Annotated in this window: 10 protein-coding genes and 1 pseudogene; 7 read left to right on the forward strand and 4 right to left on the reverse strand. The window is 61.0% G+C overall.

The features are described 5' to 3' along the window. Positions 1-193 precede the first annotated feature (193 nt). The 3 genes from M1R55_RS20605 (at position 194) to M1R55_RS20610 (ending at position 6,702) form a co-directional block, all read left to right on the forward strand. On the forward strand, positions 194-2,446 hold the full coding sequence (locus M1R55_RS20605) for an ATP-binding protein (RefSeq protein ID WP_249395290.1): 2,253 nt from the start codon (positions 194-196) through the stop codon (positions 2,444-2,446). 1,026 nt (positions 2,447-3,472) lie between these two features. Beyond that, positions 3,473-3,913, forward strand: coding sequence for a transposase (locus M1R55_RS32295; protein WP_371827277.1), 441 nt, complete (start codon positions 3,473-3,475; stop codon positions 3,911-3,913). Between the two features lie 83 nt (positions 3,914-3,996). Next, positions 3,997-6,702: a GAF domain-containing protein gene (locus tag M1R55_RS20610; RefSeq protein WP_249395291.1), complete on the forward strand. Its 2,706-nt coding sequence runs from the start codon at positions 3,997-3,999 to the stop codon at positions 6,700-6,702. A gap of 659 nt (positions 6,703-7,361) precedes the next feature. On the opposite strand, the gene M1R55_RS20615 is transcribed toward M1R55_RS20610, so the two are convergent. From M1R55_RS20615 to M1R55_RS20625, 3 genes are read right to left on the reverse strand one after another with little or no spacing between them, the layout of a single operon-like run. Next, positions 7,362-8,204: an alpha/beta fold hydrolase gene (locus M1R55_RS20615; RefSeq protein ID WP_249395292.1), complete on the reverse strand. Its 843-nt coding sequence runs from the start codon at positions 8,202-8,204 to the stop codon at positions 7,362-7,364. A 41-nt stretch (positions 8,205-8,245) separates the two neighbouring features. Next, a complete protein-coding gene (locus M1R55_RS20620; protein WP_249395293.1) occupies positions 8,246-9,034 on the reverse strand; it encodes an isocitrate lyase/phosphoenolpyruvate mutase family protein in 789 nt (262 codons plus the stop codon). A 49-nt stretch (positions 9,035-9,083) separates the two neighbouring features. Further along, a complete protein-coding gene (locus M1R55_RS20625) occupies positions 9,084-9,965 on the reverse strand; it encodes an alpha/beta fold hydrolase (protein ID WP_249395294.1) in 882 nt (293 codons plus the stop codon). Positions 9,966-10,098: 133 nt separating this feature from the next. On the opposite strand from M1R55_RS20625, the gene M1R55_RS20630 reads away from it, so the two are divergent. Then, positions 10,099-10,638, forward strand: a complete 540-nt coding sequence (locus M1R55_RS20630; RefSeq protein WP_249395295.1) for a TetR/AcrR family transcriptional regulator — start codon at positions 10,099-10,101, stop codon at positions 10,636-10,638. A gap of 129 nt (positions 10,639-10,767) precedes the next feature. Continuing rightward, positions 10,768-11,070 (forward strand): hypothetical protein, encoded by a 303-nt coding sequence (locus M1R55_RS20635; protein WP_249395296.1) that lies wholly within the window; start codon positions 10,768-10,770, stop codon positions 11,068-11,070. A 399-nt stretch (positions 11,071-11,469) separates the two neighbouring features. Here M1R55_RS20635 and M1R55_RS20640 read toward each other — a convergent pair whose 3' ends face one another. After that, entirely contained in the window at positions 11,470-12,744 is a 1,275-nt protein-coding gene (locus M1R55_RS20640; protein WP_249395297.1) for an MFS transporter, read from the reverse strand. Positions 12,745-12,845: 101 nt separating this feature from the next. Between M1R55_RS20640 and M1R55_RS20645 the strand changes: the two genes are divergently transcribed. Together M1R55_RS20645 and M1R55_RS20650 are read left to right on the forward strand one after the other, a co-directional pair. Beyond that, positions 12,846-13,505 carry an ABATE domain-containing protein gene (locus tag M1R55_RS20645; protein WP_249395298.1) on the forward strand — a complete coding sequence of 220 codons (660 nt, stop codon included), beginning with the start codon at positions 12,846-12,848 and terminating at the stop codon, positions 13,503-13,505. Between the two features lie 84 nt (positions 13,506-13,589). Then, a pseudogene (locus M1R55_RS20650) lies at positions 13,590-13,754 on the forward strand (HNH endonuclease); the annotation flags it as partial. Between the last annotated feature and the right edge of the window lie 187 nt (positions 13,755-13,941).

Genomic DNA, 13,941 nt, shown 5'->3' on the forward strand with positions numbered 1-13,941 from the left:
AAGGCGACCCCCACGGATCGCCTTTCTTCATTAGGACATGTTGGGTGTTCAATTAGGGCAACGTACTTTAGTTGCAGCGAAAAGCCCGACCTCACCCATAGGCTGGACTCCATTCCAAAGCCTCCCCGACTGACTGCCTAATTAACCCTTATAAGAGGGCGGTGCAATTGGGGGGGTCACGGTATCGTGCCCCATGCCTGACCCTGCCCCGCCTGCCGGACGCGAGTCACTCAGCGAGCGGCTGCAAAGCGTGACGGAATCACTCGCGGCAGCCACCAGTCCCGCCGCAGTGTTTCAGATTGTGTTAGAGCCTGCCCTGCAAGCCCTCGGCGCGATTGCTGGGGCGGTGCTGTTGGTCAAGGAGAATGAACAGGGGTTGCAGGTGGCCGCCACGCAGGGGTACGCCGAAGGTGAACAGACACTCTGGCAAGACGGCACGCTGGACGCGTTCTCCCCAGTTCAAGATTGCCTCCAGCAGCGGACGGCCCTCTATTTCGAGCATCAAGACGCGTTCTTGACTGCTTACCCCCAGCTCACGGCACCGCCGCTTGGGGTCACGGTGGTCGCCAACGCGGTGGTGCCGGTGCTGCTGATCGACCGGCCCCTCGGGGTCATCGTTTTGGTCTTCGGTGAACCCCATCACTTCAGGGCTGAAGAGCGCCGCTTTCTGCGTATTCTCGCGGCCCAATCCGCCCTGGCGCTTGACCGCCTCACCCTGAGCACGCGGCTGCACCAACAAGCTGAAGCTTTGAACGCGTTCGCAGCTTTTACGGAAGCCGTGGGTCTCGATACCGACCTCGAAACCCTGACCCGGCGGGCCAGAGAGGTGCTGCAGGCCAGCTGCCCCGACCTGCTCCTGTCCTACTACGTGCTGGAGGGCGGGTTGTGGCGAACCGCCTGGTTGGATGATGTCCCCGACGACCTCGAACGCCTGCTGGTCGCCGGGCTGCCGCTGGACACACCCGCCTATCTCCAAGCCGTCCAGACGGGGGCACCCGTTTTCATCGAACACTGGGACGGGGAGGTGCAGCGGATTCCGCATACGGAATCCTTCCGTGCGGGCGCGTTTGCGCCCTACTTCCACCAAGGGCAACCAGCGGGAATGTTGGTGGCAGGCTCGCAACACCAGCCCCTGTGGACGCCGCAGCACCGGGCCGTGTTCACCGCGCTGTGGCGCAGCTTGGGCGGCGCGCTCGACCGGGCGGAGCAGGCGCGGCAACTCGAGGGCCGGGCTGCTCTGGACGCCTTCGTGGCCCTGACCGAGGCCATCGGGGTGGAAACGGATCTGAGTGTTCTTGCCCTCCGGGCCATCGGGGTGATGCAGGCGGCCCAACCCGAGATGGGCGTGATCTATTACGAGTTGGCAGGCGCGCTGTGGAAACCCAGGGTGATGTCTGAAGAGATCCCACCCGAGGTCGCTGCCGTCCTGCGCGCCGGGCTGCCGCTGGAGACCCCCAGTCTTCTGGCCGCCATCCAGACCCGTGGGCCGACCTTCATGGAAGGCTGGGACGCAGAGACGGAGGGTGTGGCGCAGACCGAGTCTTACGGGGCTGGAGCCTTCTACCCCTATTTCAGCCAGGGGCAACCCATCAGCCTGTTCTGCATTGGAACGCAGCAGTCCCGAACCTGGACGACGCGCGACCGAGCACTGTTTACGGCGGTGGGCCGCAGTCTGGGGCTGGCCCTGGAACGGGCCGAGGGCGTGGCCCAACTTGCGGCGCATGCCCAGGAGCTGGAGCGCAGCAATGCCAAATTGGAAGCGGCCAACGAGGAACTCGAGGCCTTTGCCTACAGTGTCTCCCACGACCTGCGGACGCCCGTGCGGCACATCAAAAGCTTCAACGATCTGCTGAGGAAAAAGCTTGACCCACACGCGCAATCGGATGCCCAGATCACCCGGTACCTCAGCATCGTGGACACCGCCGCCACGCAGATGAACACCCTGATCGACGCGATGCTCGACCTGTCGCGCACTTCCCGTCAACCGCTGCTCATTCAGCTGGTGGATCTAGAGAACCTGGTCATGGCAGCGCGGTCAGAACTGGAACCGGAAACGCCTGAGCAGCGGGTGGTGTGGACGGTGCAGCCCCTCCCACTGGTCGAGGCCGACCACATCACTCTGCGGCAGGTGATGGTCAACTTGCTGTCCAACGCGCTGAAATACAGCCGGACCCGCCCGGAGGCTCAGATTGAGATCTGGGCGGAGGAACGTCCACAGGAATGGGCGGTGTTTGTGCGCGACAACGGGGTGGGCTTTGACCCCCGGTACGTAGACAAGGTCTTCGGCGTGTTTCAACGCTTGCACCGTCAGGAAGAATTCGAGGGCACCGGAATCGGGCTGGCGAATGTGCGCCGGATCATCACCCGGCACGGCGGCACAGTGTTTGCCCAGGGGAGCTTAGGCGAGGGCGCGACCTTCGGCTTCACCTTGCCCCGCTCACCTTGAACCGGGTCTGGGCGGTGCCGCAGTCCGAAGTGGCCGGAGCGGGTCTCGTTCCAATCGCCGACTCCGCCTTTCGAGAAGCGGTTGTTTCCAACAGGCGGGGAAGACGTGAGTTGGCCCAGGGTCAGGGAAGCGGTCGTTGATATCCAAAGGGGGTCAGATTCGTAGTGTTCTGACGCGGCCTGTTGCGCCGCTCTGATCTCGAGTGGATAGGCACGTCTGGAAGCGAGAAACTCTGTTCCGACTCTGGTGCGACCTCGTGTCTTGTGCAGGTGGCGGAATGTACGCCTGCGACGGGAGAGCGATGAGTGACGCTCGGTCGTGCAAAAGCCTTCCGATTCTGCTGGCGAATTCCCAGGGGAGAGCGCACCATGCGCAATGTTGCGTCCCACCGCAATTCCAGAGAATCCAGCCTAAACGACTCGCATTGCCCGCGCGGTGTTTCCCAAGGGTGCGCCATTTCTTCGCCTCCGCGACGAACTCGGCGTCTACCTCACGGATCAAGATTTCATCGACCTGTATCCCCGGCGGGGGCAGCCTGCGGCTGCCCCGTTGCTGACCTTAGAACGCTGTTGGCAACGTCAATTCACTGGTCTGGATGGCGCGGTTCGTTTCCGGCTCCGGGACGAATGGGTCAAAGATCGAGAGCTGCAGTTGGAGTCGCCTGATGATCCCGAAGCACGCTACAGCACGAAACGGGGGCAAGCATGGTCAGGCGACAAAGTGCACGTCCCGGAAACCTGCGATGACGACTTGCCCCACCTCATCCCCAGGTCTCGACCACAACAGCAGAAGTCCATGACGCCCCACTAGGACAACCCCCATTCAGGCAGATCTGTTTCGGCGTGATCTCCAGCCCACCCAACATGGGGTCGATGCGGGCGACAACGCTGCAGAGCTGATCGTGCGGGCAAAGGAGCAGTATGGACGGAAATCATTGGGCCGGTCCAGCCCAATACTTCCCAGGCCCACCGAACGCCTGGTGCATTCACGTTGCGCGACTTTCAGATTGATTGAGACAGACAAGCCATCTGCCCACAGGGCCAGGAGAGTGAGCGTTGGCAGGCAACGAAGCGGAAAACTGGCCAGCCCATGATCACCACGTTTGCGGAGAAGACGTGTCAGCAGTGTCCAGTCCGGAGAGAGTGCGTGAAAGTTGAAACCAGACCCAAATTGTTGACGTTTCAGCCCCAAGCCCAGCAAGACGCGCTGCATGCGGCCCGAGATGCGTTGGTTGATCCAGACGCGCAGCGCCGATATCAGCGGCGCGCAGGCATTGAGGGCACCCTTTCACACGGGGTTCGAGCCTTCGGACTGAGGCATTGTCGGTATCGGGGAGTGCAAAAAACGTCTCTCCAGCATGTGTTGACTGCCCTGGCAATCAATGTGGTTCGGCTCTGTGCCTGGCTGGATGGGGATCAGCCCGTCAGAACAAGGCGCTCGCGCTTCGCTCCACTGCGTGCCGCCTGAATTCGCCAGCAGAATCCCTTCCCTTTTGCACCAAGTTAAGGGTCTGACAACAGCCACCAAAGCCCCACCCGGTATGTTGACGCATGATCTCGCTGCCCGGGGCCGACCTCGGCCCCTTCGCCTATTTGGCCCAGAACCTTCAGGAGATCACTGAAGCGCTGGCCGCAACCACCACCCAGCGCGAGGTGATCGAGATCGTCCTGACGCCTACTGTCCAAGCCATCGGTGCCAGTGCCGGGATCGTGCTGCTGGTCAATCAGACCGACCAGCAACTGAAGATCGCCGGCAGTCAGGGCTACGAAGATGGCCCCCCTACCCTGTGGCAGGAAGGGCCGATCAACGACCATGTGCTGATCGCTGACATCCTGCGCATGCGTGAGGCGCTGTACTTCGAGGATGCGGGCGCGCTGAAAGCGGCCTACCCGGAGCTCGAGCGCCGAACCGGCGGGTTGCTCCCGGTCGCCAATGCGACGCTGCCGATGTTTCTGGACGGCCAGCCGCTCGGCGTAATCGTGCTGGACTTCACGGAACCGCACCACTTCACCCTCGCGGAACGGCGCTTCCTGAAGATCCTATCCGCCCAGTGCGCGGTCGCTCTGGGGCGTGCGGAGGCGACCGTCCAGCTCGAGGCACGAGTCGAGGAGCGCACGCGGCAGCTCAAGGACGAGCAGACGGCTCAGGCCGCCTTCGTGACCTTCACGGAGGCGGTGGGCAGTGAGACCGACCTGCCCACACTGATCCAGCAGGCGATCACCCTGCTTCAGCGACGCTTTCCAGGAGCGAGCATCGTCTATTACGAGCAGGAGGGGAAGCTCTGGAGGGCGCGCGTCTGGAGCGAGGACATGCGCCCTGAACTCGTGGCGGTGATCACGGCCGGACTTCCGGTGGAAACCCCGCTGTTCGCGGAAGTGGCTCACACCCGGCAACCGGTGTTCACGGACGTGTGGGACGCTGAACGGGAGGGCGTGGCAGCAAGCGAGGAGTACAGCGCCGCTGCTAACTATCCGCTTGTACTGGAAGGTAAACTGCACCGCTTGTTGTCCATCGGTCTCCGAGACACTCGAACTTGGAGCGAGGCGGACAAAGTGCTGCTGCGGTCGGTTGGGCGAAGCCTGAACCTCGCACTGGAACGTACGGAGACCACCCGTCAGCTGGCGCTGCAGAACACCGAATTGCAGGCCCGCACCCGGGCGCTTGAAGCCTTCGCAGAACTGACCCGTGACCTGGCGCTCACCACCGACCCACTCCTGCTGATCCGGCGCGCCCAGGAAGTGGTGGTTTCGATGCTCGCGGACGGCGCAGCGCTGTATTACGTTCCTGAAGGCGACCAGTGGTACAACCGGGTGCAGCACGGCGCGCTCCGCTCACCCGAGTTGCAGGCCACGATCGATGGCGGCCTGCCCTATGCTGAAACCCACAACCTGTTGATCCCCTGGACGACGGGGCAACCGTACTATCAGGATGTTTATGACCAGGACACCGACAACCTGCCCTCACTCACGGGCCACATCGGTGCGACCGCCGCGCTGCCTCTGCGAGTAGAAGGAACGCTGACCGGGATCCTAGTCTTCGCCCTGTTCGACCAGCGCCGCTGGTCGAACGTGGATCAGGTGGTGCTGGAAGCCGTCGTTCAGAGTCTAGAATTAGCACTCAGGCGTGCAGAAAGCGTTGCTGAACTGGAGATGCGCTCGCGGGAGGTCACCGAGTGGCGTGAGCGTTATGAAGTAGCGGTGCAGGGCTCGGGCGACCTGCTCTACGACTGGGATCCAGCGACAGATGTCATCCTCTACGGCGGCGCAGTCGAGCAGATCACTGGGTATGCAGTGCAGGAGTTGAAGGGCAACCTCGCAGACTGGACAGAGCGCTTAATCCATCCGGACGACCGCGAGCCCTTCGCTCAAGAGATTGCGCGGGCGGTCGCGTCAAGCGGTGAAGCGCATATGGCCTTCCGCCTGCTGCATAAAGACGGCAGTATCCGTGAAGTCGAGGATGACGGCTATTTCAAGCGCGATGCCCAGGGGGAGGTGACCCAGATGGTGGGCTTCGTCAAGGACGTCACCGAACGCAAGCAAGCGGAACGGGCCCTGCTGCGGCTCAACGAGGAACTGCGGCGCAGCAACAAGGAACTCGAGCAGTTTGCCTATATCGCGTCGCATGACCTGCAGGCGCCGATCCGGGCAGTGACGAGTTTTGCGGGGCTGATCGGCAAGCGTTACGGGGACAAGCTCGATGAGCGCGGCCAACTGTATTTGCAGCAGATCGTGGACGGCGGAGAGCACATGAAGCGTCTGGTGGATGATCTGCTGACCTTTTCGCGGGTGCATACCGAGCAGCGCCCACCTGTGCCGACAGACACGGAGAGGGTCTTTGACACTGTAGCAAGCCGCCTCCAAGCCCAGAGTCCAGGGGGAGCCATCACTCGGGGCGAGTTGCCGGTGGTGCAGGCGGATGCGCAGCAACTGGATCAACTGCTGCAAAATCTGATCAGCAATGGACTGAAATACCGCCGAGCGGACGTGACGCCCGAAGTGCAGGTGTCCGCCGAGCGTGACGGTGAGTTGTGGCGCTTTGCCGTATCAGACAACGGAATTGGGGTTGAACCGCAGTACTTCGAACGTATCTTTGAGATTTTTCAGCGGCTGCATGGTCGGGAAAGCTTCGAGGGGACAGGGATCGGGCTGGCGGTGTGCAAGAAGATCGTGGAGCGGCATGGTGGGCAGCTGTGGTTGGAAAGCAGCCCAGGACTGGGCAGTACGTTCTTCTTCACCCTTCCCAACGGAGAAGGGTAACCGCCGCCGGATCACAGGGGAAGATTGGGTAAGCCCAATGTCCGCTTTTTGGTCAGGCTCCACTATGCGTGTAAATGGGAAGCGATTCTGCTGGCGAATTCAAAAATCTTTCCAGTTCATCGGTAAGTGCAAACAGCCCAGTCGCAAAAAACGCTGTTTTGGATACCCTGATCTAAATTCGCCAGCAGAATCGGAAGCCTTTTGCACAAGAGGTGAGGCTTTGATAGACACGACCTTTTCTTGTTGCAAAACTCCATTGCTTTTGTGATTATTTTTTCCATAGGGATTCGCAATGAGCCTCGTCGCTTTTGCTCACGCCTCCACGGATGATCAACCAATGGCATTTCAACTCAGTGAAAAGCAGGGGTTCTGCAAATCGTTGAAGAGGAGGCGAATGGACAACGTTGGGATCGCCCCAGATGACACGCGATATTCGCCTCCCTGCGGGCAGGCCACGACGATAAAAACAACGATCCAAAGCCGGGTGACGAGATGCGAAAGCGAATGACATCCCATCCGAGCAAGTGGAGGATTGAAAACTGCGGTACGCAACAAAGCGCGCTATGTCCTTCTCACGTCCCTTTCCCTGTGCCAGAAAAGTGGTCGTCTGAAATTCAGACGACCACTTGGCTCACGGGTCTCTCCCGAGCTTGACCCGTTCAGCGGGCGAGGAAATCGAGCAGTAGCGTATTAAACATCTCGGTATGCGTGGCGTTCAGGCCGTGTGGCGCGCCCTTCATCACGTGCAGTTCTGCGTTCGGCTGATACTGAGCCACACGCTGTCCACTGGCCTCCAGCGGCACGATCCGGTCACTGTCGCCGTGAACGACCAGCAGTGGCACCGTCAACTTGGCCAGATCCGCGCGGAAATCGGTCATCCCGAACGCCCGCACACATTCCTGTGTGGCCACTGGAGACGCCTGGAAATACAAGGACGCCGTGAAGTCCAAAAACTCATCTCCGAGTTTCTGCGCCGTATCCCCTTGATCCCAGTTCAGGAAGGTCTTCGTGAATCCAGCCAGAAACTGCGGGCGGTTCTGGGCGACTTGCTGCACCATGCCTTCTACGTCACCTTCGGTCAACCCGCCACCAGGGTTATCAGCCGTCTTCAGCAGGTAAGGAGCAATGGAAGAGATCAGCGCCGCGCTGCGGAGATACTGCGTTCCAAACAGCCCGGCGTAGCGGCTGACTTCTCCACCGCCCATCGAGAAGCCCACGACCGTCACGTCGTTCAAGCCCAGACCCTCGATCAGGTCGTGCAGATCAGCCGCGAATACGTCGTAGGTATATCCAGTCGCGGTCTTGCCAGACTGCCCAAAGCCGCGTCGGTCATAGGCGATGACCTGATATCCGGCGTGCCGCAGGGCATCGATCTGGGGTTCCCACATGCGGCCCGACAGAGGCCAGCCGTGAATCAGGACGACAGGGCGGCCCTGACCGTAGCTTTCGTAGTACAGCTCGGTCTGGGGGGCGTGGGCATGTTTCGTTTGAATGGTCGGCATGGCAACCTCCTGAGGGAAAGGGCAAAGAACAGCTTTGGTCTTTAATTCAGTGCGCGGGTTGTGGCGGGCAGGGTGCCGCCCTGCAGCAGACCCACTGCAGCGTCTTGCAGAGCGGTCAGGGCGACACGTTGGGTAAAGGGCCCAGTCGAGACACGCGCCACCCCCAACGCTTGCAGGTCACGGGCCGGGAGACTGCCCCCAGGGACGCTGATCAGCGTGAGCTTCCGCGCTCCGAGAGCGTCACTGACCTCCCGAATTTCTTCGCGCACCAGCAGTCCGGGCACGAAGACGATGGGGGCCCCGGCTTCCAGGAACGCCTTGCCCCGCAGGATGACCTCGGCGATGATGTTTGAGCGGCTTTGGTCTGGCTTGGCACGCACCACGGCGTCGGTGCGGGCATTGAGCACGAAGTCCAGGCCCGCTTCACGCCCCGCCGCCATCACGGCTTCCACGGCTGCCACGGCCTCACCGAGGGGCTTCATCTGATCTTCCAAGTTGCCGCCGACGACCCCCATCTCGATGGCCCGGCGGACGGTGTCTCCAGGGTTGCCGTAGCCCGCTTCAAAATCCATCGAGACGGGGAGGGACACCGCGGCGACGATGCGGCGCACCATATCGAGGTGCAGCTCCAAGGGGATCTGTTCTCCGTCTGGATAGCCGAAGGTGGAAGCGATGGAATGGCTGGCGGTCGCCAGCGCCTGGACACCCGGTGTCGCCGCGATGACCTGGGCAGACACCACGTCCCAGACATTGGGGAGAATCAGGATGTCGGGGGCCGTGTGGAGGTCTAACAGGCGGCGGGCCAGGTCAGCGCGGGTGGTGGGCGTCATCCTGGTCTCCTTGAGGGCGACGATGTCTTAACGATGTGGCAAACAGCCATCAGCGGAAGGTCTTGGCCCAGTTGATGATGGCGGTGTTGGCTGCCGCCGCCTTCTCAAAAATGGCGGCGTGGGCGGCACCAGGAATAATGACCAGCTGAGAGCCGGGGATGTTCTGCTGCATTTTCAGGCTGAACTCAGGCGGATACACCGTATCCTCCCGGCCTTCTAGGATCAGAGTCGGCACCGTGATGGTCTTGAGGGTCGGGAGGGAATCCGGACGGGTCGCCAGCACGTTTGCTCCGGCCACATCGCCCGCCACGCTGGCCTGCTTCACGATATTCGTCAGAAAAGCGGCGTCGGCAGGTCGCTCGGCCCGTGTTTGGCCGGTCAACATGTCTTTCAGCAGTTCGGGGGCCAGCGACTGCGGCCCAAACGTCACGGCTTTCTGGGCCATGCCCTTCCAGATGTTCTGCTCGACGATGCCAGCTGGGTTGGCCAGAGTATTGATCAAGATCAGGCCGAGGAAGCGTTCCGGTGCGGTGCGGTACATCTCGAAGGCGATGGGGCCGCCCATCGACATACCGCCGATGATGGCTTTGGGAACGTTAAGTTGATCCATAACGGCCAAGGCGTCTTGGGCATAGGTTGCCAAGCTCCCGGAATCGCTGGCAGGGGCAGTGCTCTGCCCATAGCCTCGGTGATCAATGGTGATGACGCGGTACCCGGCTGCGGACAACGCGTCACGGTTGCGGGCGAAGAGCTCACCGGAGAGAGGATAGCCGTGGAGCAGCAACATGGGCGTGCCGCTTCCCTGAGAAACGTAATGGATTTGCGCGCCATTGACGCTCAGCATCCCTTCCTGACGGCCTTCACTGCCCCCAGCGAGAGCAAATGTGGTCAGCAAGCCTAAGGTCAACCCCGCAATTCTCAGTGCATTCATAGAACTCCTTTAAGATCCATTCTGAATCTTCTCCAATCTTAGTTGGATTTCTGACTTATACTAATGGCAGCGCTGCAGACGAACGTGTACCTGCGCTTCATGGCATCTTGGGAGCTTTGAAAACGGAGGGGAGATGCGCGGCAAACGGATTCAGATCATCAACGCGGCCCTGAAGCGGTTTCGAGGCTTTGGAATAGGCGGCACCACCCTCCAGGATGTTGCTGAAGCTTCTCAGGTGCCTTTGGGGAATTTGTATTACTACTTCAAAAGTCGGGATGATCTGATCCTAGCTGTCCTTGAGGAGTGTGAACGGGAGCTGACGGCGCTGTTGACCCAACTTGCCCCTCTGCCCTCAGCGGCTTGGCTGGCTGCTTACTTTGATTGGCTGCTGGCTGATCCTGAAGCTGCGATTCAGTTGGGGTGCCCCTTTGGTTCACTGGCCACCGAGCTGCGAGCCCTGGGTCACCCGGCGGCTCCACGTGCCGCAGAGACCGTGCAGACCTATCTAATGGCGGTGAAAACCCAGGTCGAAAGTCTTCCTCTGCCTGCAGGAACAGGTGAAGATGTGTTTCTCACGGTGCAGGGCGCATATGTCGTATCGCGGGTGTCCGCAGACACCACTCTGTTCCGAACCAGTATCGAGCGCCTTCGGTGGCGCACCCTGGGGAGTTGAGTACAGCGAACAGATTGATTTCGAGCAGCAGAACTCTATCTCAGGGGGTTTTGACTGGCCACCCATGAAGTGAGGCCTTGATAAATACGGGCAACTCCGAAACCACCGCTGTGGGCAGAGACTAGGCAGATGCCTCTCTTCCCGCTTGCCAACACTGCTCAAGAGGAAGCATTGTCCAGCTTGGCACAGGGGAAGCGTCAGGCGATGCAGACCTGTATCCAGGTGTTTGCACCGCTGCTCTTCACATTGGCGGAGCGTGCTCAGGTCACGGATCAGGAAGCGGCGGTGGCCGCGGTGTTACAGAAGCTTCAACTTCATCATCAGGGGTGGCGCCGTTCTGGATTGTCCGCGCAGGTGTGGGTCACAGGCATGGCTCAACGGCACTTCCACATCTGGGAGCGATCACAGCTAGGCACGGATGGACTGTTTTAGACCCTCTGAACTCCTGTGGAAAATGGCGGAAGTCAGCATCAATGGGGATGGGGGAGAAGCAGGGTGATCGAAACTGACCTCGACCCTTTGCCGCGAGCCTGAATCATCCCAGGCAGCTGCAGGGGGCGTGTTACGCCAATATTTACATTCCATTGCTTTTAAAGAGTCTTCAACGAGAGTTCAAGCGCTCTTAGGCATCAATCGGGCCTCTTATAACGTCTCTCGATCGTTTGATCAAGAGCTGTTCATTGGCTGAGCAAAATCTGTGTTGGCTTGTATAGAGGAAAAAGAACTGCTCTCAGATGCATACATTAGGCGCCTCTGCTCTTGATGTGCTCCACAGCCGGGACGGCAGCAGGAAACTTGGCAAGTACCGTTTCCATTTACAAATTCGGCATTTCATGGGGCTGTGACCGTTGAGCTCTCAGGCATCTTTCGCAGCTTCCAAATCGGCGCGAAGAAGAGGGGTAGGAAACAGAGGAGCCCACCGATGCACAAGAGGATCAGCGACCGCCTGAGGCCGAGTCCCGTCGCCAATACTCCGCCGAACACGGCCCCCAGGGCCTGGGCTCCGTCGATAAGGAAGCGGTTGCTGGCGGAGACGCGCCCCCGCAGGTGTTCCGGCGTCACGATCTGCCGCAAGCTCCACTGCTGCACGTTCGCTACCGTGAACGTCAGTCCACTCACCACCCTTGCCAGCGCGAGCACGCCCACGACAACTCCCAGCGGCCCACTCGCCAGGGGCACCACCAGCAGGCTCAGCACCCACACAAGCGTGCCAAGGATGATGGTCGGGCCGACGGGAAGCCACTGGGCCACCCTGGTCGTCAGGAACGCGGCAGGCAGGGCAGCGACGCCCCCGGCCGCCGCGATCAAGCCGATCCAGCCGGCGTTCAAATTCAGTTCGCGCGTGGCATAGAGGATGTACTGGGCCTCGAAAGCCCCGGTAAAGAAGACGATGGCCGTGCCGCACATGGCCCAAGCCCCCAACAGGCGTTGACGTAGCAGCGCGGAGAGCCCTTCCCGCACGTCCTTCACAACGCCCTGTGGTGGGAAATTGCGTAAAGGCGGTGCCTCTGCACGAATCCTGAGGAGGAAGAACGCCGAGGCGAGGTAGGTCAGCGCGTCGAAGATCAGGGCAAACGGCGCCGTGAGCCACTGCACGATCAATCCCCCGAGTCCAGGGCCAGCCGAACTGGCGGCGGAGTGGCTGACCTGTAACTTACTGTTCCCGTCCAGAATCTGTGAGTCGGGCAGGATGACAGGCACGTAGGCGTAGTGGGCGACCTCGAAGAACACCGTCAGAGTGCCGAGCAGGAAAGCCACCACGTAGAGCTGGGGCAGGGTGAGGACACCCAGGATGGCTGCCAGGGGAACGGAGAGCAGCAACACTGCCCGGAGCACGTCCATCCAGATCATCAGGAGACGTTTGCGCCCGATACGGTCCACCCAGACGCCGGTAAACAGGCTGAAGAGCAGCGAGGGGAAGCGTTCGGCCGCAGCCAGGTAGCCCATTTGCAGCGGGGTGGCATTCAGGGTGAGGGCGGCAAGCAGGGGAACGGCGAGTGAGGTGATCTGTGAGCCGATCAGGGACACGCTCAAGGCAGACCAGACGTTCCTGAAGTTCGGATTGGCCCAGGCAGATTGGGGTGGCGCACTCTCCTGAACGTTCATACAGCCTCGGCCTCCTCCAGTCTTACCTTCAAACTGAAATTTGAAGGTAAGACACTCTCGAACCTTACCATGCAGGCATACCATGACGGTAAGGACGTGAGATGACGAAGCTAAAGCTCAACCAGCAGACCCGAGCCCACGGCAGATTGACAGGACTCCCACGTCTGCTTGGGGGTCGGCTCTGCCTTGATTTCGTTAACACGATTGAGGGCCGCATCAGCTCGCAGCCCGAGGAATTCCTGACCGACTCTTCCGGCCTGATCCGGTGGGCCTACCACGTCGGTCTGGTCTCGGAAGAGGCACGAGAAGACTTGTTGGAACAGGCTAGGCAACAGCCCGACCGGGCTGCTGCCCGGCACCGAGAGGCCGTCGCGCTCAGGGAGGCGATTTACCGCGTCTTCCTGGCCTCAGCTCAAGGACAACGCCCCTTACCCGAGGATTTGAATGTTCTCCAGGAGGTCTACGTTGAAGGGCTGAGTCGCGCTGAGCTCAGCGCGAGCGAAGCGGGCGTCGAGTGGATCTGGGCGACCACCCGGGAGTTGGCGGGGGTAAATTGGACCGTTGCCCGGTCAGCGGTGGAAGTGCTCACCTCCCTGGACGCCCGGCGCGTCAAGCGGTGCCCGGGGTGTGGGGACTGTGGCTGGCTCTTTTTCGACGCGACCAAGAGCGGAACCCGGCAGTGGTGCAGCATGGAGGGGTGCGGCAGCCGAGCGAAAATGCGGCGTCAGTATCAGCGTCATCATGGGCTGGGAGGAGCGTAGGACCAACGCTGCTCGTGAATCTGCTCATTTTGCCTCTGGTATCAGCTTCCTTAAACCTCCCCCGGTCAGGGTATCTTCCGGGCGCTGGTTCCGGAAGCCTACGGACGCCGCTGCGCCAGCACTGGGGAAAAGACCCTCCCGGTGCTGGAAGCCGCTCACGTTCAGCCGTACGCCAGGGGTGGCCTACACGAGGTGAGCACTGGCCTGTTGCTGCGCAGTGATCTGCACCGTCTCTACGACCGGGGCTACATCACGGTCGACCCAGACGGCGCTTGCGGGAGGAGTTTGACAATGGGCGTCATTCCTACGCGTTGGAAGGCCAGCCCTTGGCAGATCCGCAGCAGACCTTCTCCCCCATCACTCGGGAGCGTCTGCTGTACCATGCCAACAACGTGTTCCGTGGCTGAGGGCCAGAGGCTGCTGGCGACCGTGCTGC

Source organism: Deinococcus sp. QL22, from assembly GCF_023370075.1.
In the GTDB taxonomy this organism is placed as follows: Bacteria; Deinococcota; Deinococci; order Deinococcales; family Deinococcaceae; genus Deinococcus.